The organism is Lacibacter sediminis, from assembly GCF_014168535.1.
GTDB classification, from domain to species: Bacteria; Bacteroidota; Bacteroidia; order Chitinophagales; family Chitinophagaceae; genus Lacibacter; species Lacibacter sediminis.
In genome coordinates, this window is the sequence record NZ_CP060007.1 from 3,831,609 (window position 1) to 3,857,439 (window position 25,831).

Consider the following 25,831-nt stretch of genomic DNA (forward strand, 5'->3'; position numbering starts at 1 on the left):
CGCAGCACCAGCTACGGGGATTTTTTTATACACGCTGTCCTTTAAAAAGGAAAAAATGAATTTCATAGACCTGCAATCAATAGTAGTATCACGTAAGTTCCCTTTATGATAATGAAGTGCTCCAGGTAAGTTTGTAAATACCATCGGCTCCTTTTACACAAGTGAACAGAAAGTTTGTAATAAACGGAATGTTCAATTGTTCAACGCCTTCTGTCAAGGCAACAGTTCCACTTAAGTAAATGGAAGATGATGATGTTTCTAACGCTTCGCTGTCAACAGGTACCTTCTGGTGGCCAAAACCGAGATCATAGCGACGGTAAGCCAACTGTTCAATCATGTTTTCCAGCAGATCGGGCTGGTCGAGCGTAGCGGCAATGTGAATTAAGTTATTCATGATCCTTTCTTTTGTGTAGATCAACCAATCGCCTCAATTGTTACCAAACTCTCATTCAATAGATGCTGTAACCGCTATTCTGATTAATAAAGAAATGTGAAAGCTTTAAAAAGCTGCACCTGTGTATAAACTCTTGGGCAGATAATATTTCCGCTGAACACTTAATCATATTTCTGCATCTTTGTAAGGTAAACAAACTACTGATTATCATGTGTGGAATCGTTGGCTATATAGGGTCAAGGGAGGCCTATCCCGTTGTTTTAAAAGGACTCAAACGACTTGAATACCGTGGATACGACAGTGCCGGTGTGGCGCTGCTCAACCACGGCATGAAAGTGTACAAGAAAAAAGGTAAAGTTGCCCAGCTCGAAGAAGAAGTAATTGGCAAAGACATTCAATCAAACATTGGTATTGGTCATACTCGTTGGGCCACGCATGGTGAGCCAAGCGACCGTAATGCACATCCGCATGTTTCCAATAACGGCAAGCTGGCGATGATCCATAACGGCATCATTGAAAACTATGTATCCATCAAAAATGAGTTGCTGAAAAAAGGCTACACGTTTAAGAGTGATACGGATACAGAAGTACTCCTCAACTTTATTGGAGATATTAAAACCAACAATGAATGCTCACTTGAGGAAGCAGTGCGCATTGCATTAAAGCGTGTGGTTGGTGCTTATGTTATTTTGTTGATCGATGAAGACACGCCTGATACAATTATTGCAGCACGCAAAGGAAGTCCGCTGGTAATTGGTATTGGTAAGAACGAACATTTTCTTGCCAGTGATGCATCGCCTATAATTGAATACACCAAAGAAGTGGTGTACGTAAATGATTACGAACTGGCGATTGTAAAAGCCGATGAGTTGATCTTAAAAAATCTCGGCAACGAAAAAATAACGCCTTATGTTCAGAAACTTGATCTTGAACTTGCCGCTATTGAAAAAGGCGGTTACGATCATTTCATGATCAAAGAGATCAATGAACAACCACATACCATTTATGATTGCTTACGTGGCCGCTTAGATCCTGTTGCAGGAACGATTACCATGGCAGGCGTACAGAACAATATAGAGCAACTGAAAAATGCACAACGTATTGTGATGATCGCCTGCGGCACCAGTTGGCATGCAGGTCTTGTTGCAGAATATGTTTTTGAAGAGCTCTGTCGTATTCCTGTTGAAGTTGAATATGCATCGGAGTTCCGTTACCGCAATCCTGTTATTAACAAAGGCGATGTGATCATTGCCATCTCACAAAGTGGTGAAACCGCCGATACCATTGTTGCCATTGATAAAGCAAAAGAACAAGGTGCATTTATTTTTGGTGTAGTGAATGTGGTGGGCAGTTCCATTGCACGTTTATCGCATGCAGGCGCTTACACACATGCCGGACCTGAAATTGGTGTAGCAAGTACAAAGGCATTCACAGCACAGTTAGCTGTGTTAACAATGGTGGCGTTGAAGATCGCATTGGAGAAAGGAACGATCACCCATGACCGTTATATGCATTTGCTCAATGAACTGCATGAAATTCCGGATAAAGTAAAGCTCTTGCTCGAAGATGCTGAGAATGTAAAAGCAATTGGATTGAAATACAAAGATGCCGGTGATTTTCTTTATCTGGGTCGTGGATATAATTTCCCTGTGGCATTGGAAGGCGCATTGAAGCTGAAAGAAATTTCATACATCCATGCCGAAGGTTATCCTGCCGCAGAAATGAAACATGGACCTATTGCATTGGTTGATGAAAAATTACCTGTTGTGTTTGTTGCAACAAAAGATGCTTACTACGATAAAATTGTGAGCAATATCCAGGAGATCAAAGCAAGAAAAGGACAAGTGATCGCTGTGATCACAGAGAATGATGAAACCATTCCCACCATGAGTAATGACATCATGTTTGTACCGGAAGCAGATGAAATTGTTGCGCCGATGTTGAGCGTTATTCCGTTGCAACTCCTGTCCTATTACATTGGCGTGGCAAAAGGTTTAGATGTAGATAAACCCAGAAACTTAGCAAAGAGTGTAACTGTAGAATAGTTTTAAGTTTGAAGTTTATGGTTTGTAGTTTTTAGTTGCCAGCTTGTTGACTACACTCTTGCTTCAAACTGCATTTATTCAGACGAACTGAAATTAAATAACCACAAACTAAAAACTACAAATCATAAACCCTGCATGAATCCTATCAGCAAACAACCGATCTCCGATATTGGTTACAACTTTATACCGGCTGCTTATCTTCCAAAAGGAAAAGATGAGTACTATCTCCGCAATAAACAGAACCGCAGCGGCATCAATTACCGGAAGTTGACTGCATTGGAAATTGAAGTGTTGGTCCGTAACAGAAATGCATCCGACAACTGGAATAATATTCTTGTGTCAGACGCTTTCAATCCCGAGCTGGTAAAGAATTGTAAGTTTTTCGGGTTAGTGCGTATAGGAAAACTGGAACCTTACTATTTAGAATTTCATTCAATTAAATTACAGGTTGGGTTATACAACAGTACCATCATCAGTTGCGACTTGGGTGATAATGTTGTGATCGATAGTGTTCATTATCTCTCCCACTACATAATCGGCAATGAAGTGGTCATCACCAATGTGCATGAAATGGGTACCACCAACTATGCAAAATTTGGCAATGGTATTTTAAAACAAGGTGAGGAAGAACGAATCCGCATCTGGATGGAAGTGTGTAATGAAAATGCAGGACGAAAAATTATTCCGTTCAATGGGATGTTACCCGGCGATGCATGGTTATGGAGTCGCAACAGAGACAATGATGCATTGCAACAAAAGTTCAAAGAATTTACTGAACTGAAGTTTGATAAACTGCGTGGTTATTATGGTAAGGTGGGTGACCGTACCGTTATTAAAAGCTGTTCGATCATTAAAGATGTATGGATCGGCAGCGATGCTTACCTAAAAGGAGCAAATAAATTAAAGAACCTCACCATTAACTCATCGGCAGAAGCAAGCTCACAGGTTGGTGAAGGTTGCGAACTGGTAAACGGTATTATGAGCGAGGGCTGCCGTGCTTTCTATGGAGTAAAAGCTGTGCGCTTTTACATGGCATCACATTCACAGTTGAAATATGGTGCACGGCTTATCAACTCTTATCTTGGCAATAATGCTACCATCTCCTGTTGTGAAGTATTGAACTCACTCATCTTTCCTGCGCATGAACAACATCATAACAATTCGTTCTTATGTGCAGCAACGGTGATGGGGCAAAGCAATATTGCAGCCGGTGCAACATTAGGAAGTAATCACAACAGCCGTAGTGCTGATGGTGAACTGATCGCCGGTCGTGGTTTTTGGCCTGGCTTATGTGTAAGTGTTAAACACAATACAAGATTTGCTTCTTATACATTACTGGCAAAAGGTGATTATCCTGCCGAACTGGATATCCCTCTTCCTTTTTCATTGGTAAGTACCGATACTGCACATGATCAGTTGCTGGTAATGCCGGGCTATTGGTTTATGTACAACATGTATGCGCTTGCCCGCAATGCCTGGAAATATATTGACCGTGATCAACGCATTGACAAAACTCAATACCTCGAGTATGATTTTCTTGCACCGGACAGTATCAACGAAGTCATTAATAGTTTAGAACTTCTCGAAAAATATACAGGTAAGGCATTACTGAAACTAAGCAAAGACAAAAAACTTATAGACGCCGACTATATTAAGGCTGGTAAAAAAGCATTGTTGAATAATGAAGTTCCTGATGATTTAGAAATAACAGCAGATGGCTTTGAAAACAGCAAACGTAAAGTGCTATTGCTGAAGGTGAAGAAAAGTTATATCCTGTTCAAAGAACTGGTTGATTATTATGCTGCCGAACAAGTGCTGCAATTTATTGCAACCAATAAATTAAAATCAACTGACGATCTGTTTGGGAAGCTTCCTAAAAAACAAAAACGAGCTGCATGGGTAAATGTAGGTGGTCAACTGATACCAGCTGCTGAATTAGATAAATTAAAGCAACGCATCAGCACAGGTAAAATTAAAAATTGGGATACCGTGCATGCGTTTTACAGAACACAGGCTCAACAATATCCACACCAAAAATTAACACATGCGCTTTCTGCTTTTTATGAAGTAACAGGTTTGTCGAAACTGGATAAAAGCAATTTGAAAGATCTCCTGCAAAATTATCTTTACACAAAAACATGGATGGTTGATGGCATTGCATCATCAAGAGCAAAAGATTATACCAATCCATTCCGTAAGATGGTTTATGAAACAGAAGCAGAGATGGAAGGAGTAACGGGAAAGCTGAAAGAAAATTCATTCATCTTACAACAGCAGGAAGAATTAAATACAACCAAAGCAACAGTGCAGAAAGTAATCAAACAGTTTAAACTCTGATCATACGATTAGCCAATGAACCGCCTCGTTGATGAATACATCGAAAGCCTGCCGGATGAAAAACGGGAAATTGCTGAGCAGGTACGTGAAATGATCTTATCACTCATACCAAATGTTCAGGAAAAACTCAGTTTTAAAATTCCTTTCTATCATTACCATGGCATGTTCTGTTATCTCAACGAAGTGAAAGATGGAATTGATCTGGGCTTGTGTCGTGGAAAAGATCTGGTTGATGTATTGCCCCAACTGGAACAGGGCAACCGTGTAATGGTGGCATCGGTTATCGTCCGCAGCAAAAAAGAAATTCTTACAAAAAAAATACAGGATGTGTTGCTTACTGCAGCTAACTGGCAGGAAGAAGCAAAGCGGTTGAAGATTTCAATGATCAATACAAAGAAGAAAGCTGCGAAGAAAAAATAAATCCCAACAGAATTGTCATCCCGAGGCACGAGGGATCTGCCAGGCAATAGTAATGGAGTTGAACAGATCCCTCCTTCGTCGGGATCACAACTTAACTTCAGCAACAATAAAGCCGCTTCAAACGAAGCGGCTTTATTTATTTATGCGGGAACAACTTAATCGCCCCAGATATTATCTTTTCCATCGAGCCAGAGTTTCACCAGATCAGTTGTAACTGATTTCGGACGCTCTAACGGGAAGCCCAATGCTCTGTCCCAGATCAAACTTGCCATTACACCCAATGCACGGCTTACAGCAAACAACACGGTGTAATATTCATACTCCACCATTCCGTAATGCACCAGCAAAGCACCACTGTGCGAATCAACATTCGGCCATGGATTTTTTACTTTACCTAATGATTGTAAAATTGGCGGCACCACTTCATAAATATTCCAGACAGTGTTCACCAGTTTATCATCGGGCATATGCTTTTTACCAAATTCCATTTGTGCAGTGAACCGGGGATCAGTTTTACGCAACACAGCATGTCCATAACCCGGTACAACCTTTCCTTCGCTCAACGTTTTCTTTACATAGTCAGCAATTTGTACTTTATCCGGTGCGTCGGTACCTAACGCTTCCTGCATTTCAAAGATCCACTTAATTACTTCCTGGTTAGCCAGGCCGTGCAAAGGACCGGCGAGGCCATTCATACCTGCAGCATAACTCAAGTAAGGATCACTTAACGCAGAACCAACAAGGTGCGTCGTGTGTGCAGATACGTTACCGCCTTCATGATCGGCATGAATGGTCATGTACAAACGCATCAGTTCCATAAAACCTTCATCATTGTAACCAAGCATGTGTGCAAGGTTACCCGACCAATCGAGCAAACCATTCGGATGAATATGATCGCTGTTTTTATATTTACGGCGGTAGATATAAGCTGCAATACGTGGTAAACGTGCAATGAGCGTCATTGCATCATCAAACACCGGTTCCCAATAATCTTTTTTATTAATGCCTTCGCCATATTGTTTGGCAAACGTACTTTCTGTTTGCAAGGCCATTACCCCCACAACAAACATCGTCATTGGATGAGTGTGCAGCGGTAATGCATCAATTGCGTCAAACACATGATTCGGTACGTGGCTGCGGCGTTGCCAGTTATCAGTTACTGAGTTTACCATGGCTTCATCAGGAAGATCGCCGGTAAGCATCAGGTAAAACAAACCTTCAGGCAGCGGTTGTTCACCACCGTTCGGAAACTTGGGTAATTTTTGCTGTAACTCAGGAATCGTAAACCCACGAAAGCGGATACCTTCCTGCGAATCGAGCAAAGAAGTTTCAGTTACCAAACCTGTAATACCACGCATACCCTGGTAGATCTGTGCAAGTGTAACTTCACCCGCCACTTTATGACCATGTTCCTTCAGTAAATTTTTAATTTCAGCACTGGCCGCATCAGCCTTCGACTTAAACCGTTCTTTCATGATGCCTGTTTTGTTTGTTTAGGTTGAAATGAATCGTTGTAACAGTATTTTTTTGCGAATCTGTCAAAGTTAACCAATCCAAGGTTTCACAACAATTTACTTGAACGAAAAGTTCGTAAAACGAACGCTATTTAGGCGCACGTTTATACAGGCGGTAAGCAACGATAGCGAAAATGACGTTCGGTATCCAGGCCGCTATAATTGGCGGAAGGTTACCCTTGGTAGAGAATACCATTGAGAATTTATCGATCACAATAAAGAAAACGCCTATGATAAATGCCAATGCCAGGTGAAAACCACTGCCACCCCTGATCTTTCTGCAGGCAAGAATAGCAGCGATCATCGTCATGATAATTACAGAAATAGCATACGCATCACGACGGTAGCGTTCGAATTCTATTGCATTTACTCCTTCAGAACCACGAATTTTTTCCTGCCTGATGAATCGATCCAATGCAGGTGTTTTCAACTTGTCTTTCTTAAAATCATCTTCCGAAATATCGGTGGGCAGATAACCCATCTTTAAATAATAATTGGTAAGAATTTTTACTTCTTCATTTAGTCCATTGATCTTTCGTTCAACTGCACTCTCTAATTTCCAATGCTTCTTTGCCGTATCCCAAATGATGGTTTCGGAACGAAGATTATAATACACCTGGTTATTTTTTACTTTCTCCAGGAAAAACCCATTGCCAATCTTGGCGGTGGTATCGTAGTTCCGCATACCGGCGTAGGTGTACGTATCAACACGGAAATGAATGTTATTGAGGTACTGGCGTTGCTGTTTTGCAATGTTGCCCATGTCCACATACTTATTCTCAAAATCAGTGCGTATAACATTGGCAACAGGAATCAAAAAGTGATTGGATAACCCGAGCAATAATGCAAGGAAAATACCACCCACCCAATAAGGGCGAAGAATTCTGTTTAAACTCATACCCACACTCAACATAGCCACTATTTCACTTCGGAGTGCCAGCTTTGAAGTAAAGAATACCACTGCAATCAAAACAAATACCGGGAACAGTAAACCAATGATATGCGGGAGGAAGCCATAATAATATTTGGTAACAATATCACTAAACCCTAATCCGCTGCGTACAAAATCTTCGCTCTTTTCACTGGCATCAATAGCCAAGGTGATCATTGAAAAGATGACCAGCAGAAAAAAGAAGGTTTTCAGGAACGACTTTAATATGTACCAATCGAGGGTTTTCATCAATGGCTGCAAAGTAAGGACAGAAATTGGAAAAGAAACTGTTAGAATTGCAAACATCAAGCTTTAAAGCCCGCTTAGAAGCGTAAACCGCAAATCAAAACAGCGGCATTGGCGAACTTTACAAATTGATGCTCCCCTTCTTTTGTTATTTTTATCTCTGACAATCTGCCGCAAAAACCCAAAGTTATCTACTATGATCTCTACAGCTGATATTGAAAAAGTGGAGCGCTTAATTCACCTGAGCGAAACCAACCCGGTTTTACCCGATGAATTTATTCCCTGGCATATGCAGGAAAAAGATGAGTTACTGCTTCCACGTGAACTTGTATCGTTGGAAGGACATCCTCTTTTCGATAGTTTAACTGAAACACAAAAACGGGAGCTTGGAAGGCATGAAGTGGTGCAGGTGATGTATTCCTATGCATGGGCCGAAGGGTTGGCATGTTTTATTTTCAATAAACGGTTATTAAAGATTCCACCCGATTCTGTTGAATACCGCTACCTCGTGAAAGAATTGATTGAAGAGTTTCGCCACCAGGATATGTTTGCAAGAGCCATTCGTTTGTTGAATGGAAGGAAAATAAAACTGTCGAAGTTTCACCAGTTTGTCGGCCGCTTTCACAGTCGATATATGCCGGCTTCGTATCAATTCATTTCGGTGCTGGCGGTTGAACTGGTTACAGATATTTATGGAAAGATGATCCGTAAATCACCGGCCGTTTTTGAACCGATCCGTAAAGTATCGGAACTGCATCATATTGAAGAAGGCCGTCATATTCATTACACAAAAATGTGGATGAAACATTACACTGACAATGCAGGCTTTTTCAAACGTACTGCTTTTAGTATTGTGGTGTTGCTGAATATCTGGTATATGCGATCGTTATATGTAACAAAAGTAAATTTTGAAGCTATTGGGGTTGATGATCCGGCTAAATATGCAAACGTTGCCCGCAAACATCTAAAACAAAAATTCGGAACATTTTATCTTGATGAGATCATTGAATTTGTCAATGAATTCAATGGCTTCAACTTTATCACCAAACCATTGTGGAGAAGCATTCTTGCTGCTAAACTATGAAGCGTGTATTTATTGAACATATTGAATCGTACCTCCCAGATGAACGTATCTGCAATGAACAGGTAGAGCAACGCATACGTGCCGGTGGTTTTGATATACAAGCCGGGTTGTTGGAAAAAATGATCGGCAGCGAGATCCGTTATTATGCAAGGAATGATGAACAGGTATCTGACATGGCTGTATCTGCTGCACAAAAATTATTGCATCATTATCCCGATCGCAAAATTGATCTGTTGATCTTTGCCGCCGCATCCGGTGATTTAATTGAGCCGGCCACCGTAAATATTGTACAACAGAAATTAGGATTAACCTGCCCGGGTTTTGATTTGAAAAATGCATGCAACAGCGTTACCAATGCCATTGAAATTGCAAGTGCACTGTTACTGAACAACAGTTATAAAAATATTCTTATTGTCAGCGGAGAAAAAACAAGCGACAGCATTAAGTATACGAACATTGAAAAAGAAACCATCAAAGATCACTTTGCGGCCTATTCATTTGGCGATGCCGGTGTTGCTTTATTATTAACTACCACTACAGAAGACAAAGGTCTCTTTTATCAACGCCATCAAACATTCGGTGAGCATTGGAACCTTTGCCGCATTGAAGGTGGTGGTTCTATGTTTCCAAATGATGCAAGTAAACTCGTTTTTAGTGGCGATACATTTGGATTGAAAAATGTGATCTATGAAATTGCTCCGCCTTTTGTAAAAGATTGTATTCAAGAAGCGGGGCTTACAGTAAATGATATTGATCTTATCTGTACACACCAAGTATCGAAAGACACTTACCGCATGGTGGCAGAAACACTTTCGTATGATGTCAATAAGATCATGCAAACATTTCATCTTTATGGCAATACAGCTGCAACGTCTGTTCCAATTGCCTATCAGCAGTCATTGCTCGATGGCAGATTGCAAAAAGGAAATATCGTCATGTTGTTAGGCATGGCGGCCGGTATTAATATTTCTGTACAGTTAATGAAAGTGTAGCATGTTGTACCAATCACCTTTTTTACAACTACTGCAACAATTGCCGCCAGCCTATGTGGTATGTATTCATAATAACAAAACACTTACTGTAGCAGAATTAATTGAACAAAGTAAAAACCTTGCAGCAAATCTCTCTGCAAAGGGAATAAAGAAAGGCGATCATGTATTGCTTGCATGTGATGTAGGCATTGAGTTCCTGATTTTATTTATGGCGCTGATTCACCTGCGAACAAAAACTGCATTGGTTGATCCGCATATGGGTAATCAGCGCTATGCTTCCAAACTTCAACAGTTTCAACCCAAGTGGGCTTTTATTGACAGCAGGTTGTTGTTGCTGCAGGAACATCCTGTGATCCGGTTTATCTATCGCAGAAAAAAACCTGGAGCATTTTATATTCCTTACTCAAACAGCTATACAATATTTGCAACAGGCATGTGGTTGCCTTTAATGCAAAAGCATCATCGTTTGAAGTTCACAGCAAATGCATCAGCTGATATCATTCCATCAAAGGAAGATGATGAACTGCTTGTTGTTTATACTTCCGGTACATTGGCAGAACCAAAAGCGGTGGTTCATACCATGAACAGTTTATATGAAAGTCTGAAAGCAGTGGCTGCTTTGTTTGATGAAAACAAACAGGCTTCAATGGTTACGCATTTACCACAGTTTGCATTGATTGGTATGATGACGGGTTACAAAACGTTTTTCTGGAAAGAAACCACCCCGCCTGATCAACGGATTGAGTTCATCAAACAACATCAGATCACTACCTTATTTGGCCCACCTGCTGAATACAGGGACCTGATGAGTTATTGCAAGAAAACGAATCAGCTATTTCCCGAAAGTCTTAGCCACCTAATTCTCGGTTCTGCACCGGTGCTGAAATCCCTATTGATTGAATTGCGGCAATTCAGCAAAGCAAAAATTACCTGCTTATATGGAATGACCGAGCACCTGGTTGTTTCGAGTATTGATGCAGATGAAAAAATAAAGTATGCAGGTAAAGGTGATATACTTGGATTGCCATTGAAGGGAATGCAATATAAAATAACTGATGATGGAGAGCTGCTTATTCAATCGCCATTATTATTTAAACGTTATTTTCATTTGCAGGAGGCAGATGAATTTCATGCAACAGGGGATTTGGTTGCAACTGATCCTATGGGACGATTGATCATGAAAGGAAGAAAAAAGAATATGATCATCAGGGCGAACAAAAATATCTATCCCGGTTTGTATGAAACAACCATTGCACAAATCAAAGGCGTAAAGGATGTTTGCATGATAGGATTGTATGATGAAGGCATTCATGATGAACATGTGATCCTTGTTGTGGATGCTGACAATACGTTAACTGAAAAAGCATTGTTGCAGGAATTGAAAAATGGGAAACATGCCATTGATTCAGATGCACTGCCCGACCATATTATTTTCCAGTCAATTCCAAAATCGGGGCGACAACAGAAAACAGATCAGCAAACATTACTTGAACAAATTAAACAACAACTACCATCACTTACGACATTATCATAACAGGAGCCACCGGCTTTATTGGCGCCGCATACACCCGTTACTTTTCAGCGCTGGGTTATTCTGTGTTGGCATTGGGCAGAAGTAAGGATGCGCCAGCAAACTTGTTGAAGTATGCCAACTATCAATCGGTGGATATTGCTGCAACTGTTCCAAATTTAGAAGCAACCATTTGCATTCATTGCGCAGGGCTTGCATCCGACAAAGAATCACTCGATAATTTACTTCAGGTAAATACAGACGGCACAAAAAACATATTCAACAATATTAAAGCCGGGCATTTTATTTATATCTCTTCTGCATCTGTTTACCCGCCCAATGGGTTACTTCATAAAGAAGATGAGCTGGTTGATGAAACCCAATTATCCGCTTATGGCTATTCAAAATTCAAAGGAGAACAATGGCTGCAACAACAGACTTCAGCTGCAACAAAGATCACCGTGATTCGTCCACGTGCCGTGTATGGTGCAGGCGACCGGATACTGATGCCACGCATCCTTCGGCTAAAAAAAGGACCCTTTCTTATAATGCCTGCCAAATTAGATTATGCCATTTCACTTACAAATATTGAAAATCTATTGCTTGCAACGAAGGCAATCATTCAATCAGAAAACGTATACCAATACGAAGTTTATAATGTTACAGATAACCCTGTTCATCAACTGGGAGAAGTGATCGAACAGATTTGGAAAATACTGGGAACAGAAAAGAATAGTTCAGTGAAAGTGCCGCAGCCGATCTTACAGGTTGCAGCAAAACTGCTGCCTCTTTCCGATCTCAATGCAAACACGTTGAAGTATTATCTCTGTCATCATCAATTGTTGAATGAAAAAGTAAAGACAACATTCGGCATTGAACTGCCGCACAACTTTCAGAATTATATGCATGTGCTGGAAAAATGGATCAAATCAATTCCATTAACTGATTTGCAAAAAGGTGCTGCTGACCTACCCTGGAGAAAAGAAACATTATAACCTCGTCTTCATCACTTCCACCATTTCTTTTTTCCAACTAACAAAATCACCGGCAATAATATGTTGCCTTGCCTGCTTCACCAGCCATAAATAAAATGCAAGATTGTGTACACTTGCCAATGTAAGACCGGTAATTTCTTTTGCTTTGATGAGATGTCGCAGATAAGCTTTGCTGTAGTAATTGCTGATATGACAATCGATACCATCATCCAATGGCGAAAAATCTTTCTCCCATCTCTTGTTATCGATATTGATCACGCCTTTGCTGGTAAAGAGCATGGCATTACGTCCGTTGCGTGTGGGCATTACACAATCAAACATATCAACACCTAAAGCAATACATTCTAAAATATTCCACGGCGTACCAACACCCATTAAGTAACGTGGTTTCTGCACGGGCAACTCATCGCAACACAATTCCGTGAATTCATACATCATCTCTTCAGGTTCACCCACACTTAAACCGCCGATGGCACATCCCGTAAGATTTGCATTGGCCATGAATTGAGATGAAGCTGTACGCAGATCTTTATACGTGCTGCCCTGTACAATCGGAAACAGGTTTTGTGTGTATCCGTATTTATCAGGGGTATTATTAAAATGCTTGATGCAACGATCTAACCAACGATGTGTTAATTCCATCGACTTTTTGGCATAGTTGTAATCACTTGGGTATGGCGGACATTCATCAAACGCCATCACAATATCGGCACCAATGTTCCGCTGGATATCCATCACGCTTTCCGGCGTAAACAAATGCTTACTGCCGTCAATATGACTTTGAAAAACCACGCCTTCTTCCTTGATCTTTCGATTACCAGCCAACGAAAAAACCTGGTAACCACCACTATCCGTCAAAATTGGTTTATCCCAACCATTGAACTTGTGCAACCCACCGGCGGCCTCCAATACTTCAGTTCCCGGGCGCAGGTACAAATGATAAGTGTTTCCCAGAATGATCTCAGCCTTCACCTCCGTTTTCAATTGCTCAACCGTAAGCGACTTTACGCTGCCCACTGTGCCTACCGGCATAAAAATGGGCGTTTGAATTTTGCCGTGATCGGTGGTAATCTCACCTACCCTTGCTTTCGATTGCGTATCGGTATGTTGTAATTGAAACTGTAAAGCCGCCATAAGGGCGCAAAGATAGCCGATAGGCAGTAGTCATTAGCCAAAAGTGGGCATTTCAAATACATTCGACCTACACAAAATCGGCCAATAGCTATCGGCTTCCACACATCTGAATAACATTACCGTAACTGTTTCCATTCAATGCAATATTTTCGCAGCTGTTTATGAGTGTGTATTGGCCCGAAATCTTATTTGCTGCTTTCTGTGCAATGGCAGCCATCCAGGTATTTTACTACCTGTACTTTTTTACCCGTTTGGCATTTTACAAAAAGCCGAAAGCGGAAAGCTCTATGCAGCATGCCGTTTCGGTGGTGGTTTGCGCAAGGGATGAAGCGCAAAATCTTGCTGATAATTTACCGGAAGTATTGCAACAGGAATACCGATCAACATTTGAGGTGATAGCGGTGAACGACAATTCATTTGACGACAGCAAGTATGTGCTGGAATATTTGTCAAAACCTTTCCGCAACCTCCGCCCCATTGAGTTGAAACAGGAAGCAAGATTGATCAATGGGAAAAAATTTCCCTTATCAATTGGTATTAAAGAAGCAAAGTATGAATTGTTATTGCTCACCGATGCTGATTGCAAACCTGCAAGTGGTAAATGGATCGAGTTAATGCAGGGAGCATTCAGCAATGGAAAAGAAATTGCATTGGGCTATGGTGCCTATTATAAAAAGCCAGGCTTTTTGAATAAGCTCATCCGTTTCGAAACATTTTTATCAGCACTGCAATATTTCTCCTATGCATTAGCTGGCATGCCTTATATGGGTGTGGGTCGTAACCTTGCTTATAAAAAAGAATTATTCTTCCGCAACAAAGGCTTCTCTTCGCACAATCAATTACCTGGCGGCGATGATGATCTCTTCATTAACCAGGTAGCAACAAAAAAGAATACAGCTGTTGTGTTAGATGAAGAAGCCTTCACTTTATCAGAACCAAAAACAAGATGGAGCACATGGCGGAGTCAGAAAGCAAGACATTACACTACCAGCAATCATTACAAAGGCATTCATAAGTTTTTGCTTGGCTTGTTTGCATTCTCACATTTTCTCTTCTATCCACTGCTGGCAGCTTCCATCATTTTCTTTAACTGGTGGATGGCATTGGCGGTATTTGGTTTCAGATTTTTGCTGCAGGGATTTATTTATTATAAGGCAATGAACAAGCTTAATGAAAAGGATCTTTTCTGGCTTTATCCGTTGCTAGATATCTGGCAATGGTTTTATTATCTTTTATTTGCAAATTCGTTATTCAAAAAACCGAAAGCCAATTGGAAGTAGTACTTAAATATTTTTCTGATTTCACACCCGCCCAGTTGCAACAGTTTCAACAACTCGAATCGGTGTATAAAGAGTGGAATGAAAAGATCAATGTGATCTCACGAAAAGACATTGACAGTTTATACGAAAAACATGTGTTGCATTCATTAGCTATTGCAGCCGTGTTCAATTTTCAACCCGGCACACAAATATGCGATCTTGGTACAGGTGGTGGATTCCCAGGAATTCCTCTGGCCATCTTTTTTCCTGAAGTACAATTTCATTTAACTGACAGCATCAATAAGAAATTAAAAGTGGTGAATGAAGTAGCATCAGCCATTGGTTTAAAAAATGTAACGACACAACATACACGCACGGAGCAGATCGTCAATCGAAAATTCGATTTTGTAGTAAGCCGTGCCGTTGCCCCGTTAAAAGATCTCTGGAAATGGAGCGTGCCTATCTTAAAAGCCAAAGGACAAGGCAAACCGGCCACAGCATTTGATGAGCCTTTTTACGGAGGGCTTATTTGCTTAAAAGGAGGCGATCTTGCCGAAGAAGTGAAGGAAAGCGGACTGTCTCCTGTTGTGTGGGAGATTGACCAGTTGTTTACCGAAGATTTTTATAAAGAGAAATTCGTGATGGCCGTAAAACGCTGATGATGTGAGAATAACGCTCTTTATTCCCGCTTAGCTTTTGTTTTTCCCTCTCATGTAATAAGGGGTCATATTACCACTTAGTGGTATTTCCTATGTTGCATTAAAAGGTCAACTTTGCAGTATGAAAAAAATTTCTGTTTGTATTGTTGAAGATGTAACTGACATCCGCCAGGCACTGGAGCAGATCATCGAATTAAGTGAGAATTGCAGTTTGGCCGGATCTTTTTCATCTGGTGAAGAAGCAGTGGTAAAAATTCCTTTGATAAAACCGGATGTTGTGTTAATGGATATTGGTTTAGGTTCAACCAATGGTATTGATCTCGTGAAAGAATTAAAACCCCAGCACCCCGAAGTATTGTACATGATGTGTACGGTGTATGAAGAAGACGAAAAGATCTTTGATGCTTTGCGTGCAGGTGCAAGTGGTTACATTCTCAAAAAATCATCTCCTGCGAAATTACTGGATGCAATTGGCGAATTGGTTGATGGTGGCGCACCTATGAGCAGCCAGATAGCGTTGAAAGTAGTGAATGCATTTAAAGATATGCCTGTGCAGGAGACAATTGCATTAAGTCCTGAGAACGCAGATACAACAGTATTGACCCGCCGTGAAAAAATGATCCTTGAAAAACTTGCGCAGGGAAAAATTTATAAAGAGATCGGAAAAGAATTAGACATCAGTCCTGAAACTGTACGTAAACATGTATATCATATTTACGAGAAGCTGCACGTGAATAATCGTGTTGAAGCAGTCAATAAATTTTACGGAAGATAATTTTTAATTTAGCATTGTATATAAGTAAACAGGTTGACAAGTAAGAAGGCAAACGCCAACGAACTCATCAACCTGTTTTATTTACTTAAGTACTTTTCTGCTTATTTTCTTCTTCGCACATTACCATTTCAATTCAAGCTTATTATTCCTCCTGTCAACATCAGCCATCCGTTGTGATGGATCAATTTCCACGATCGTTAGATCTCTGAGTGGTTTATCAAACTCAATTACATAAGTTGGATGTGTCCATTTCCATGCAGGATAAACTGTTCTCGTAATTGTATTCTCTGCAGGCTTTTCACCAAACATAAGATAAGCAGGAACATAGTGCATTTGCTGTGTGCCATCCTTAAATGTCAGTACAAGATCAATGGGCATCGGCATTTCATTCACACGCTTCAAACGTATTTTCGATTTGCCACCTTCTTCCCATAAACTATCAATACCATAATCGATCGTTTTTGTACTGTTCACCCAATATTCTTTGTACCAATCCAATTGCAGTCCACTTACCTTCTCAGCAATACGCATAAAATCATTTACGTTGGGATGTTTAAAACGCCATTGCTTATAATACTCCAGTAAAGTTTTATCTCTTACAGTATCACCTGCGATATACCCTAACTGAGAAAGAAACACGGCGCCTTTTGAATAAGAAGCAATTGAATAGGCAAAATTAGTATTGAAGTGATCTGCATGTGTTGTCATTGGTTCCTCTAACCGGCTTTTCACCAGGCTGAAATAACTGCTGTAATTATCTGCATGATACTTTGGCAATTTATCATCATCCTCACGTGTTGTGCCGCTGCGTTTTGCCATCTCTGTGAAATAATAGTTGGCAACAAGGTCAGTTGCATAATCAGTAAACCCTTCATCCATCCATGCATATAAACTTTCATTGGTGCCCATCAACATTTGGTACCAGGTGTGCATCCATTCATGAAAAACAGTACCAAGCCCGGGTCCGTTCAGCAATGTGGCCATGGGATATTCCATACCGCCATCGCCACCTTGAATAAATGAATATTGTTTGTAAGGATATGCACCGAAGCTTTTTGCAATGAACGGATAAACGATCTCAGCAGCATCAGCCACCTTCATCCATGCTTCATCATTCTTAGGATTGTTTGGTTGATAGTTATAGAACACATGAAGCGTTGGACCATTCTTCACCTGCCGAAGAATATGTTTGTATTCAGCATCTGCAGCCCAAACAAAATCGTGCACATTAGGGGCTGTAAACTTCCAGGTAAGTTTATCACCTGCAGGTCGAACCACTTTTACACCTGCAGCTTCATATCCATGACCTATTTGATTTGCATTGGTTAAATAACCCGTGCCGCCAATGACAAACTTTTTATCGATGGTAATGTTTACATCAAAATCGCCCCACACGCCATAAAACTCACGGGCAACATATGGGTTGGGATGCCAGCCATCTGCATCGTATTCACATAACTTGGGATACCATTGCGACATCGAAAATTTTACACCATTTGCTGCATCTCTTCCACTACGACGAACCTGTAAAGGAACCTGCGCATCCCATTCCATTTCAAGCATTACTTTTTGCTTTGGCAAAATAGATTTGCTGAGTTTTACTTCAAGAATGGTTTCATGTTCGGTTATTGTTTGTGCAACACCATTCAACTTCAGCGACTTTATTTTCTGGTAACCGATCTCATTTTCTTTCAGATTGAGTATACGATCCCTCACACGAGCATCCCAATCCTGTCCCCTGCCAATTTTAGTTTTACCTAACTCACGGCTGCGGGTATCCATCATACTGTTTGGCTGAAATGCATTCCAGTAAACATGATAAAACAGTTTATCTAATGTATCAGGAGAGTTGTTGGTGTATTCGAGTTTCTGTTTACCGCTGTAACGATTTGTGGTTACGTCCATATCAATATCCATCACATATTTTACCCGTTGCTGCCATCGATTAGGCTGGGCATACAGTTCAAATGAGGTACAGACAATAGCTACGATCAAAACAATATTCTTCATGCTCAATAATTTGAGCTGTAAATATCTTTAAAAATCCTGTTCAGAAAACCTTAAATGATGAGCGGAGTAATTCTGCAATCAGAAGCCTGAAATAAGCTGTACTTAAAGGCTCAGCAGCTCTTCATACAATCTTCCTTTTGCATCAAACACCAGTTTCTTTTTATTGAGCACAGATTTCTGCACAATGATATAGTACTCGTTTGCTTCGATCCTTGGCTTTGTAACAGTTAATACATCTTTCAAAGTCCAGTCTTTGTACTTGCTGTTTTTAAACCCTTGCTGCACAACTTCCGGCAACGTTTCCAGCTTCACTTGTTCCTCAGTGCTTACCCAATCACCTTTAGGCGTGTAATTTGCTTTCAACTTTCGCTCACCTAAAGTAAAACGTACAACATGATTATCTAATCCTCCACTCCATTTCAGATCTTTTGCTTCAGGATATTGTTTATCAAAACTCTGTTTCACGATATCAGGGACAGAAAATATCTGTTGAGCATTGGTGTTCGTATGCGAAAAAATCAAGAAGATCAAAAAGGAAAAAACAATTTTCATTTGTATTCATTTGTATACTGCAAAACTAGGCAGCTTTCGTGCCTTAAAATGTTAACGGCAAGTTGAATATAACCTGAATGAGATCGGGGAGAATTATTCTTTACCAGCCACCACAATTACAATTTCACCTTTGATGGCTTTGGCTGCAAAATGATCATGTACTTCTTTTAATGTACCACGCTTGTTTTCTTCAAACTTTTTGGTGAGCTCACGGCTTACACAACACAAACGATCTTCACCAAAATACTGCATGAAATCATTGAGTGTTTTCAACAACCGAAAAGGCGATTCATAAAAGATCATTGTTCGTTCTTCTTCTGCCAATTGCTTGAGTGCAGTCATTCTTCCTTTTTTCTGCGGAAGAAATCCTTCGAATGTAAAACGTGTGGTTGGTAATCCGCTATTCACAAGCGCAGGCACAAATGCAGTAGCACCCGGCAATGTTTCAACCACGATATCATTCTTAACACATTCACGAACGAGGAGAAACGCAGGATCGCTGATACCGGGAGTACCGGCATCAGTCAGCAAAGCCATTTTCTTTCCTTCTTTTAGCTGATCAACCAGGTGTTGCACGATTTTATGCTCGTTGTGCTGGTGATAAGGCGAGATGGGTTTTTGAATGTTGTAATGATTCAGCAGAACGCCACTCGTACGTGTATCTTCTGCAAGTATCAGATCAGCATCCTGCAGCACTTCCAATGCACGGAGTGTAATATCTTTCAGATTACCGATTGGAGTGGGAACAAGAATCAACATGAAACAAGTATGAAGTAAGAAGTACGAGATACGAATGTACAGGCTCTTACTTCCTGCTTCCTACCTCCTACATCGTGTTTAGTTCACTGAAATTTCGTACTGCTCCATCACCGGGTTGGCGAGGAGTTTTTTTGCAGCTTCTTCAGCAATTGCTTTTGCGTCGTCGGCAGTAGCCGCATCGATCTGCATGCTGATATTTTTTCCAATACGCACATCAGCCACGCCTTGTAAACCTAAATTACTTAAACCACCCATTACGGCTTTACCTTGTGGATCTAATAAATCTTTCAGCGGCATTACTTTCACCTGAACTGTGTACGTCATTGTCGTATAATTAAATTATGAGATTTGTTTACGAAGCAGCAAAGATAAAGCAACGTAGGTTAAATAAATAAGCGGAATAGCCGCCCATTGAAAAACAACTGCCAAACTAATCGAGATAACCGCCAGTATGATCTTGGGTTGATTTCCCTTAAAGCTGTAATCTTTAAACTTGAGACTCATGATGGGCAGATCGCTAACCATGAGATAGCTGATAAGAACAGTGATGCCGTACAATACCCAGCGGTTCAATACAAGCGGCGCCAGATCCCAGTTATTGTACCAAACTACCAATGGTAAGGCTGCTACCATAAACCCGGTGATGGGTGTAGGAACACCACGGAAAGAAATGCTTTGGCGTTTATCAATGTTGAATTTGGCCAATCGCCATGCTGCACCACAGGCAATGAGTATGGCTGGTAACAAAAACCAAATGGACGTATCAAAAGCTGTTTCTTCTTTGAGGTAACTCATGCGCAGCAGTTGATACATGATCATTGTTGGCGCTACACCAAACGTCACACAATCGCTTAATGAATCGAGTTGTTTTCCCATTTCGGAAGATGCCTTCATTAAACGTGCAAGAAAGCCGTCGAGAAAATCAACGATACCTGCTGCAAAAATGAAGAAAGAAGCATACGCCATTTTCTCCGGGAGATTAATAACAAGATTTTCTCCATTAACTGTTGTAATTGATTCTCCAGGTTGCAGAATAAGAATGATCGCAATGCAGCCGAATACCAGATTCAGCAGTGTAAAAAGATTTGGGATTTGTTTCATGTTACTGGTTCATGGATAATAGTTCATGGTTCATGGCACTCATCAATGAGCTATGAGCCATGAACCATAAACGAATTTATTTCTTCATCAATGCTTCGATCTCTTCAACCGTGATGGGAATATTCTTCATGAGATCTTTATTTCCACTGCGGGTGATCCAGAAATTATTTTCAATGCGTACACCCATTTGTTCTTCTTCAATATAAATACCGGGCTCAATGGTAAACACCATGCCTGCTTTTACAGGTTCTGTTTTTGTACCAAGATCATGCACATCAATCCCAAGATGATGGGAGATACCATGATAGAGATATTTGCGGTAAGCTCTGTTCTCTGCATCTTCATTCTTCACATCAGTCTTTTTCAATAAACCAATTTTTAAAAACTGTTGTGTTGCTTCCTCTCCTACTTTATTGGTATAATCAACAATGGTGATGCCCGGCTTCAGAATGCTCTTGCAATAGTTGTGAATATTCAGGCAAGCATTGTAAACTGTTTTTTGCCTGCGTGTAAACTTACCATTCACCGGAACAGTGCGTGTAAGATCGGCACAATAGCCACCATACTCTGCACCAAAATCCATCAAGATCAATTCGCCATCTTTACATTCCCCGTTATTGCTAACGTAATGCAATGTTCTTGCATTATCGCCACTGGCAATAATACTTCCGTATGCGGGACCTGTTGAGCCCTGCGATAAAAATGAATGATAGATCTCTGCTTCAATTTCATTTTCCCTTACACCAGGTTTAATAAAACCAAGTAAGCGACGGAAGGTTACATCGGTAATATCCATTGCCTTCTGCATCAGTTCCACTTCCTCTGCTGTTTTAATGGCACGCAGATCTCTCATAATTTTTGCAGCACGTAGAAAATTATGCAACGGATATTTTGCTTTCATCTCATCAATAAAGCGGTAGTCACGACTACGGATAGGCGAAGCTTTGCGATCGTTCTCGTTACTGCTTAAATAAATATGATCAGCAAGGTGTACCCATGCCTGCAGCAATCCTTCAATACTATCTAACCAAACAATTGTTTGAATACCGGAAATTCCTCTTGCTTCATTTGCACGCAAGCGTTTACCATCCCACTTCTCTTTTAATTCATTTGGACGAACAAGCACCAACACTTCCCTGAACTTCGGATCAGGATTATCAGGAAACAAGATTACCATACTGTCTTCCTGCATTACGCCGGTAAGCCAAAAGAGATCGCTGTTTTGTTTATACGAATGTAGTGCGTCACCATTCATGGGCCACTCATCGTTGCTTACAAAAACAGCAATTGAGTTGGGTTGCATGGCTTTGATAAAACGTTCACGGTTTTTTGTAAACAGTTCGGGTTTAATGGGCTGAAATTTCATACGACAATTATTAGGTGCGCAAAATAAGCTATCGTGGGTGGCTACCCAATTCTGTCAGCAATTAATCCACAGAAAGTGAAAAACTAACGACCGTTTGATTAATATTTATAAATCGTTCACCCCCTGTTGGATATTGTTCAATAATATCCATAATAGCTGCACTATTTTAAAAATCATCAACCAAATATCTCATTTCATTTGATTTCATATAGTCGGGAACGATTGCGGAATTTTTCTGGCATCGGCCAACCCTGTATTTTTGACGGGCCATATAAACGAACTATTGATTATGTCTATACCAAGTGTATTCTTTCCCGAGCAGAAACTATTGAAGCTCGGTTTAAAGCTATCGAGTAATATCCATTATCAACTCAGTCCCGAAGAGTTAGCCGAACAATCGATTAACCGTGGGCAAGGTCAGTATAACGACACCGGCGCCCTTTGCATCAATACCGGCAAATTCACCGGTCGCTCTCCAAAAGACAAGTTCATAGTACTTGACGATATCACGAAAGACACGGTGCATTGGAACGATTTCAACCAAGCCATTGATGAAAAGTATTTCCATATTCTTTATAAGAAGATGATGGATTACCTGGGCAAAAAAGATGAATTATGGGTGAGAGACTCGTATGCCTGTGCCGACAGCAATTACCGTCTCAACATTCGTGTAGTAAACGAAAATCCATGGAGTAATTTGTTTGCGTATAATCTTTTTCTTCGCCCCAACGAAGAAGAGCTTGACAGCTTTGAACCTGACTGGCATATTATACAAGCGCCTAATTTCTCAGCCAACCCCGAAACCGATGGCGTACGCAACTGCAACTTTTCGATCGTAAGCTTTACACACAAAATGATCCTGATTGGTGGCAGCGGCTACACAGGTGAAATGAAGAAAGGAATTTTCACTGTGCTTAATTATCTGTTGCCACAACAAAAGAATGTATTGAGTATGCACTGCAGTGCCAACGTGGGAAAGGATGCTGATGTGGCTGTGTTCTTTGGATTAAGTGGCACCGGTAAAACAACATTGAGTGCAGATCCTGCACGTAAATTAATTGGTGATGATGAGCATGGATGGAACCATGGTTCTGTTTTTAATTTTGAAGGTGGTTGTTATGCCAAGTGTATTGATCTGACGGCTGAAAAAGAACCGGAGATCTTCAATGCTATTCGCCCGGGTGCATTAGTTGAGAATGTTCAGTTCTTTAACGGAACAAACAAAATTGATTTCAGCAGTAAAGCCATTACTGAAAATACACGAGTAAGTTATCCGCTGCATTTTATCAGTAATGCATTGGAGCCCGCTGTTGGTGGCTTACCTAAAAATATTTTCTTTCTTACCTGCGATGCAACCGGTGTACTACCTCCAATTGCCAAGCTTACGCAAGGCCAGGCGATGTACCAGTTCATTAGCGGCTATACTGCAAAAGTTGCAGGTACAGAAGCTGGTGTTACAGAACCTAAATCAACGTTCAGTGCATGTTTCGGTGCACCTTTCCTTCCGTTGCATCCTGCAAAATATGCTGAGATGTTAGGTAAAAAGATGAATGAAAACAAAGTGAATGTCTGGCTGGTGAATACAGGCTGGACAGGTGGCAGTTATGGAGTTGGTAACCGTATTAAACTTTCATATACAAGAGCATTGATCAGTGCAGCCTTGAATGGCGAGTTGAATGATGTTGAATACGAAAACATGCCTGTGTTCAATCTTGCTATTCCAACTGCATGTACTGCAGTTCCGTCAGAGATTCTAAATCCCCGAAATACCTGGACAGATAAAGCAGCTTATGATGTAAAAGCGAAGTCTTTAGCTGAACAGTTTATAACTAATTTCAAAAAATATGCTTCCGGCAGTGGCGAAGAAATTCTAGCCGCAGCGCCGCAAGTGTAAGTGGTCGTAATCGATTGTTTGCTAAGAACAGAAAACCCCGCTATTCATGGCGGGGTTTATTATTTTATATGTGGTTACTGCTATTAAAACAATCCATATAACTGAGAGTCGATCTTATTAATGATCTCACCGAAATGCTCTTCGTTTTCGGCAAACTTATTTGCATCAACATCAATCACCAATAAACTTCCTTCTTTGTATTGATCGATCCACTTGTTATAATACTCGTTGAGTTTTTTGAGATAATCAAGACGGATATTTTCTTCATATTCCCTGCCTCGCTTTTGAATCTGTGCTACCAATGTTGGCACAGATGCTTTTAAATAGATCAACAGATCGGGAGGAGAAACCATTGTCTTTAATGTAGAGAAGAAGGAAAAGTAATTCTCAAAATCACGCTTACCCATCAAACCCATATCATGAAGATTGGGTGCAAAGATGTGTGCATCTTCAAAAATAGTACGGTCTTGAATAACCGTTTCTGTACCACGTTGAATTTCCAATACCTGATTCAGGCGATTGTTTAAAAAGTAGATCTGAAGATTAAAACTCCAGCGTGGCATGTCTTCGTAAAAATCGTTGAGGTAGGGATTATGATCCACATCTTCAAACTGGGGAATCCATTTATAATGCTTTGCCAGCATTTCAGTAAGGGTCGTTTTTCCAGCGCCGATATTACCGGCAATAGCCACATGTTTTGGTTTTTTACTTTTCGCCATAAATCAGATAAATTCCAATGTACACCATCCAAAATAGAAGGACGTTCAAAGTAAAACTTCTTTTTGGATTTTGGGTTTTGGACCTTGTATTTTTTAAAAATAATTAAGCCCCATTGCTTCCCTGGTTAACTCAATGGTTTTGCGGGCACTGATCCTTGCTTTTTCCGCTCCTTTCAACATCACTTCTTTCAGGTATGCATCATCGTTTTCAATAGCTTTTGCTTTTTCACGAATGGGTGTAACAAATTTTACCATGTCTTCACCCAGTTGCTTTTTCATATCACCATACCGGATCACACAATTATTGAAATCGTCTTCAAACTTCTGAATAGTATCAGGCGTACTTACCAAACGCATCAACTGGAATATATTTTCAATGTAATCGGGCTTTGTTGAATTGGGTTCAGTTGGACCAGAATCTGTTTTTGCCTTCATTACTTTTTTTCGGATCACATCATCCTCATCTGCCAGATAAATCGTTGCGTTCTGGTTTTCACTCTTACTCATCTTTCCTGTTCCGTCGAGGCTGGGTACTTTTATCAACTCCCCACCAAAATTAAAAGCCGATGGTTCAGGGAACACGTCACCATAACGGTGGTTGAACCGGTTGGCAAAGTTGCGGGCCATTTCAAGATGCTGCTCCTGGTCCTTACCAACGGGAACATAACTGGCACGAAACAGTAAAATATCTGCTGCCATTAACACAGGGTAAGTAAGTAACCCGGCATTCACATTATCAGGATGTGCTCTTACCTTGTCTTTAAACGTAGTCGTTTTTTCCAGCTCACCTTTATAAGCCATCATGTTGAGATAGAGATAAAGCTCTGCTGTTTCATAGATATGACTCTGGCAATAGAACGCCACTTTTTCAGGGTCTAATCCGCAGGCGATATTCTCTGCAAACACACGTCTTACATTTGCTTTCAACTCTTTGGTATCGGGATGTGTGGTGAGAGAATGCCAATCGGCCACCATAAAAAAACATTCATACTCATCCTGCATTTTCACATAATTCTTCATGGCACCGAAATAATTCCCCAGGTGCAGGTAACCTGTAGGGCGAAGGCCGCTCATGACTATTTCTTTCTGTTTGCTCATATCATTTGATCTTTCTTACACTTCGAATAAGTGGGCG

At 40.6% G+C, this 25,831-nt stretch carries 23 protein-coding genes; 11 read left to right on the forward strand and 12 right to left on the reverse strand.

Translation table 11 applies throughout. From position 1 onward, the window contains the following. Positions 1-103 precede the first annotated feature (103 nt). Positions 104-394 (reverse strand): hypothetical protein, encoded by a 291-nt coding sequence (locus tag H4075_RS16255; protein WP_182801884.1) that lies wholly within the window; start codon positions 392-394, stop codon positions 104-106. Positions 395-603: 209 nt separating this feature from the next. On the opposite strand from H4075_RS16255, the gene glmS reads away from it, so the two are divergent. From glmS to H4075_RS16270, 3 genes are all read left to right on the forward strand, one after another. Beyond that, positions 604-2,439 carry a glutamine--fructose-6-phosphate transaminase (isomerizing) gene (gene glmS, locus H4075_RS16260; protein ID WP_182801885.1) on the forward strand — a complete coding sequence of 612 codons (1,836 nt, stop codon included), beginning with the start codon at positions 604-606 and terminating at the stop codon, positions 2,437-2,439. Between the two features lie 135 nt (positions 2,440-2,574). Further along, the gene (locus H4075_RS16265; protein ID WP_182801886.1) at positions 2,575-4,776 is read left to right on the forward strand and encodes a DUF4954 family protein; all 2,202 of its coding nucleotides are present in this window, start codon (positions 2,575-2,577) and stop codon (positions 4,774-4,776) included. Positions 4,777-4,791: 15 nt separating this feature from the next. Continuing rightward, positions 4,792-5,196: a DUF1801 domain-containing protein gene (locus H4075_RS16270; protein WP_182801887.1), complete on the forward strand. Its 405-nt coding sequence runs from the start codon at positions 4,792-4,794 to the stop codon at positions 5,194-5,196. Positions 5,197-5,351: 155 nt separating this feature from the next. Here H4075_RS16270 and H4075_RS16275 read toward each other — a convergent pair whose 3' ends face one another. After that, positions 5,352-6,671: a citrate (Si)-synthase, eukaryotic gene (locus tag H4075_RS16275; protein WP_182801888.1), complete on the reverse strand. Its 1,320-nt coding sequence runs from the start codon at positions 6,669-6,671 to the stop codon at positions 5,352-5,354. Between the two features lie 127 nt (positions 6,672-6,798). After that, positions 6,799-7,890, reverse strand: coding sequence for an LptF/LptG family permease (locus H4075_RS16280; RefSeq protein WP_182801889.1), 1,092 nt, complete (start codon positions 7,888-7,890; stop codon positions 6,799-6,801). A 193-nt stretch (positions 7,891-8,083) separates the two neighbouring features. On the opposite strand from H4075_RS16280, the gene H4075_RS16285 reads away from it, so the two are divergent. From H4075_RS16285 to H4075_RS16300, 4 genes are read left to right on the forward strand one after another with little or no spacing between them, the layout of a single operon-like run. Then, complete coding sequence (locus H4075_RS16285) at positions 8,084-8,971, forward strand: diiron oxygenase (protein ID WP_182801890.1); 888 nt, start codon at positions 8,084-8,086, stop codon at positions 8,969-8,971. Beyond that, a complete protein-coding gene (locus H4075_RS16290) occupies positions 8,968-9,963 on the forward strand; it encodes a 3-oxoacyl-ACP synthase III family protein (protein WP_182801891.1) in 996 nt (331 codons plus the stop codon). Before H4075_RS16285 ends, H4075_RS16290 begins: the two co-directional genes overlap by 4 nt. Position 9,964: 1 nt before the next feature. Then, positions 9,965-11,497, forward strand: a complete 1,533-nt coding sequence (locus H4075_RS16295) for a class I adenylate-forming enzyme family protein (RefSeq protein ID WP_182801892.1) — start codon at positions 9,965-9,967, stop codon at positions 11,495-11,497. A 50-nt stretch (positions 11,498-11,547) separates the two neighbouring features. Next, on the forward strand, positions 11,548-12,468 hold the full coding sequence (locus H4075_RS16300; protein WP_255460459.1) for an NAD-dependent epimerase/dehydratase family protein: 921 nt from the start codon (positions 11,548-11,550) through the stop codon (positions 12,466-12,468). Here the strand turns inward: H4075_RS16300 and tgt are convergent. Beyond that, on the reverse strand, positions 12,463-13,602 hold the full coding sequence (gene tgt, locus H4075_RS16305; protein WP_182801893.1) for a tRNA guanosine(34) transglycosylase Tgt: 1,140 nt from the start codon (positions 13,600-13,602) through the stop codon (positions 12,463-12,465). The two genes, H4075_RS16300 and tgt, sit on opposite strands and share 6 nt — an antisense overlap. A 161-nt stretch (positions 13,603-13,763) precedes the next feature. On the opposite strand from tgt, the gene H4075_RS16310 reads away from it, so the two are divergent. The 3 genes from H4075_RS16310 to H4075_RS16320 all read left to right on the forward strand — a co-directional run bounded on the left by H4075_RS16310 (position 13,764) and on the right by H4075_RS16320 (position 16,295). Beyond that, positions 13,764-14,882, forward strand: coding sequence for a glycosyltransferase (locus tag H4075_RS16310; RefSeq protein ID WP_182801894.1), 1,119 nt, complete (start codon positions 13,764-13,766; stop codon positions 14,880-14,882). After that, entirely contained in the window at positions 14,873-15,520 is a 648-nt protein-coding gene (gene rsmG / locus H4075_RS16315; RefSeq protein ID WP_182801895.1) for a 16S rRNA (guanine(527)-N(7))-methyltransferase RsmG, read from the forward strand. The genes H4075_RS16310 and rsmG overlap by 10 nt, the downstream gene beginning before the upstream one ends. Positions 15,521-15,641: 121 nt before the next feature. Then, positions 15,642-16,295, forward strand: coding sequence for a response regulator (locus H4075_RS16320; RefSeq protein ID WP_182801896.1), 654 nt, complete (start codon positions 15,642-15,644; stop codon positions 16,293-16,295). Between the two features lie 120 nt (positions 16,296-16,415). Here the strand turns inward: H4075_RS16320 and H4075_RS16325 are convergent, their stop codons facing one another. The 6 genes from H4075_RS16325 to H4075_RS16350 form a co-directional block, all read right to left on the reverse strand. Then, positions 16,416-18,305 carry a M1 family metallopeptidase gene (locus H4075_RS16325; protein WP_182801897.1) on the reverse strand — a complete coding sequence of 630 codons (1,890 nt, stop codon included), beginning with the start codon at positions 18,303-18,305 and terminating at the stop codon, positions 16,416-16,418. Between the two features lie 102 nt (positions 18,306-18,407). After that, complete coding sequence (locus H4075_RS16330) at positions 18,408-18,857, reverse strand: PepSY-like domain-containing protein (RefSeq protein WP_182801898.1); 450 nt, start codon at positions 18,855-18,857, stop codon at positions 18,408-18,410. A 93-nt stretch (positions 18,858-18,950) separates the two neighbouring features. Continuing rightward, positions 18,951-19,616 (reverse strand): 16S rRNA (cytidine(1402)-2'-O)-methyltransferase, encoded by a 666-nt coding sequence (gene rsmI / locus H4075_RS16335; protein WP_182801899.1) that lies wholly within the window; start codon positions 19,614-19,616, stop codon positions 18,951-18,953. A 78-nt stretch (positions 19,617-19,694) separates the two neighbouring features. Further along, positions 19,695-19,940, reverse strand: coding sequence for a phosphoribosylformylglycinamidine synthase subunit PurS (gene purS / locus H4075_RS16340; protein WP_182801900.1), 246 nt, complete (start codon positions 19,938-19,940; stop codon positions 19,695-19,697). A gap of 15 nt (positions 19,941-19,955) precedes the next feature. Further along, positions 19,956-20,717, reverse strand: a complete 762-nt coding sequence (locus tag H4075_RS16345; RefSeq protein WP_182801901.1) for a CDP-alcohol phosphatidyltransferase family protein — start codon at positions 20,715-20,717, stop codon at positions 19,956-19,958. Positions 20,718-20,793: 76 nt separating this feature from the next. Continuing rightward, positions 20,794-22,083 (reverse strand): aminopeptidase P family protein, encoded by a 1,290-nt coding sequence (locus tag H4075_RS16350; protein WP_182801902.1) that lies wholly within the window; start codon positions 22,081-22,083, stop codon positions 20,794-20,796. Positions 22,084-22,372: 289 nt separating this feature from the next. On the opposite strand from H4075_RS16350, the gene pckA reads away from it, so the two are divergent. Next, positions 22,373-23,977, forward strand: coding sequence for a phosphoenolpyruvate carboxykinase (ATP) (pckA, locus tag H4075_RS16355; RefSeq protein ID WP_182801903.1), 1,605 nt, complete (start codon positions 22,373-22,375; stop codon positions 23,975-23,977). A gap of 83 nt (positions 23,978-24,060) precedes the next feature. On the opposite strand, the gene H4075_RS16360 is transcribed toward pckA, so the two are convergent. Then, positions 24,061-24,696 (reverse strand): deoxynucleoside kinase, encoded by a 636-nt coding sequence (locus tag H4075_RS16360; RefSeq protein ID WP_182801904.1) that lies wholly within the window; start codon positions 24,694-24,696, stop codon positions 24,061-24,063. Positions 24,697-24,789: 93 nt separating this feature from the next. Beyond that, the gene (gene trpS / locus H4075_RS16365) at positions 24,790-25,794 is read right to left on the reverse strand and encodes a tryptophan--tRNA ligase (protein ID WP_182801905.1); all 1,005 of its coding nucleotides are present in this window, start codon (positions 25,792-25,794) and stop codon (positions 24,790-24,792) included. Between the last annotated feature and the right edge of the window lie 37 nt (positions 25,795-25,831).

Bases quoted from the DNA above. Each gene is read 5' to 3' on its own strand.
- H4075_RS16275 (WP_182801888.1), bottom strand. From the start codon at position 6,671: ATGAAAGAACGGTTTAAGTCGAAGGCTGATGCGGCCAGTGCTGAAATT.
- pckA (WP_182801903.1), top strand. From the start codon at position 22,373: ATGTCTATACCAAGTGTATTCTTTCCCGAGCAGAAACTATTGAAGCTC.
- H4075_RS16320 (WP_182801896.1), top strand. From the start codon at position 15,642: ATGAAAAAAATTTCTGTTTGTATTGTTGAAGATGTAACTGACATCCGC.
- H4075_RS16280 (WP_182801889.1), bottom strand. From the start codon at position 7,890: ATGAAAACCCTCGATTGGTACATATTAAAGTCGTTCCTGAAAACCTTC.
- H4075_RS16360 (WP_182801904.1), bottom strand. From the start codon at position 24,696: ATGGCGAAAAGTAAAAAACCAAAACATGTGGCTATTGCCGGTAATATC.
- H4075_RS16350 (WP_182801902.1), bottom strand. From the start codon at position 22,083: ATGAAATTTCAGCCCATTAAACCCGAACTGTTTACAAAAAACCGTGAA.
- H4075_RS16255 (WP_182801884.1), bottom strand. From the start codon at position 394: ATGAATAACTTAATTCACATTGCCGCTACGCTCGACCAGCCCGATCTG.
- H4075_RS16345 (WP_182801901.1), bottom strand. From the start codon at position 20,717: ATGAAACAAATCCCAAATCTTTTTACACTGCTGAATCTGGTATTCGGC.
- purS (WP_182801900.1), bottom strand. From the start codon at position 19,940: ATGACGTACACAGTTCAGGTGAAAGTAATGCCGCTGAAAGATTTATTA.
- H4075_RS16325 (WP_182801897.1), bottom strand. From the start codon at position 18,305: ATGAAGAATATTGTTTTGATCGTAGCTATTGTCTGTACCTCATTTGAA.
- H4075_RS16265 (WP_182801886.1), top strand. From the start codon at position 2,575: ATGAATCCTATCAGCAAACAACCGATCTCCGATATTGGTTACAACTTT.
- H4075_RS16295 (WP_182801892.1), top strand. From the start codon at position 9,965: ATGTTGTACCAATCACCTTTTTTACAACTACTGCAACAATTGCCGCCA.
- H4075_RS16330 (WP_182801898.1), bottom strand. From the start codon at position 18,857: ATGAAAATTGTTTTTTCCTTTTTGATCTTCTTGATTTTTTCGCATACG.
- H4075_RS16310 (WP_182801894.1), top strand. From the start codon at position 13,764: ATGAGTGTGTATTGGCCCGAAATCTTATTTGCTGCTTTCTGTGCAATG.
- H4075_RS16285 (WP_182801890.1), top strand. From the start codon at position 8,084: ATGATCTCTACAGCTGATATTGAAAAAGTGGAGCGCTTAATTCACCTG.
- H4075_RS16290 (WP_182801891.1), top strand. From the start codon at position 8,968: ATGAAGCGTGTATTTATTGAACATATTGAATCGTACCTCCCAGATGAA.
- rsmI (WP_182801899.1), bottom strand. From the start codon at position 19,616: ATGTTGATTCTTGTTCCCACTCCAATCGGTAATCTGAAAGATATTACA.
- H4075_RS16270 (WP_182801887.1), top strand. From the start codon at position 4,792: ATGAACCGCCTCGTTGATGAATACATCGAAAGCCTGCCGGATGAAAAA.
- trpS (WP_182801905.1), bottom strand. From the start codon at position 25,794: ATGAGCAAACAGAAAGAAATAGTCATGAGCGGCCTTCGCCCTACAGGT.
- tgt (WP_182801893.1), bottom strand. From the start codon at position 13,602: ATGGCGGCTTTACAGTTTCAATTACAACATACCGATACGCAATCGAAA.
- glmS (WP_182801885.1), top strand. From the start codon at position 604: ATGTGTGGAATCGTTGGCTATATAGGGTCAAGGGAGGCCTATCCCGTT.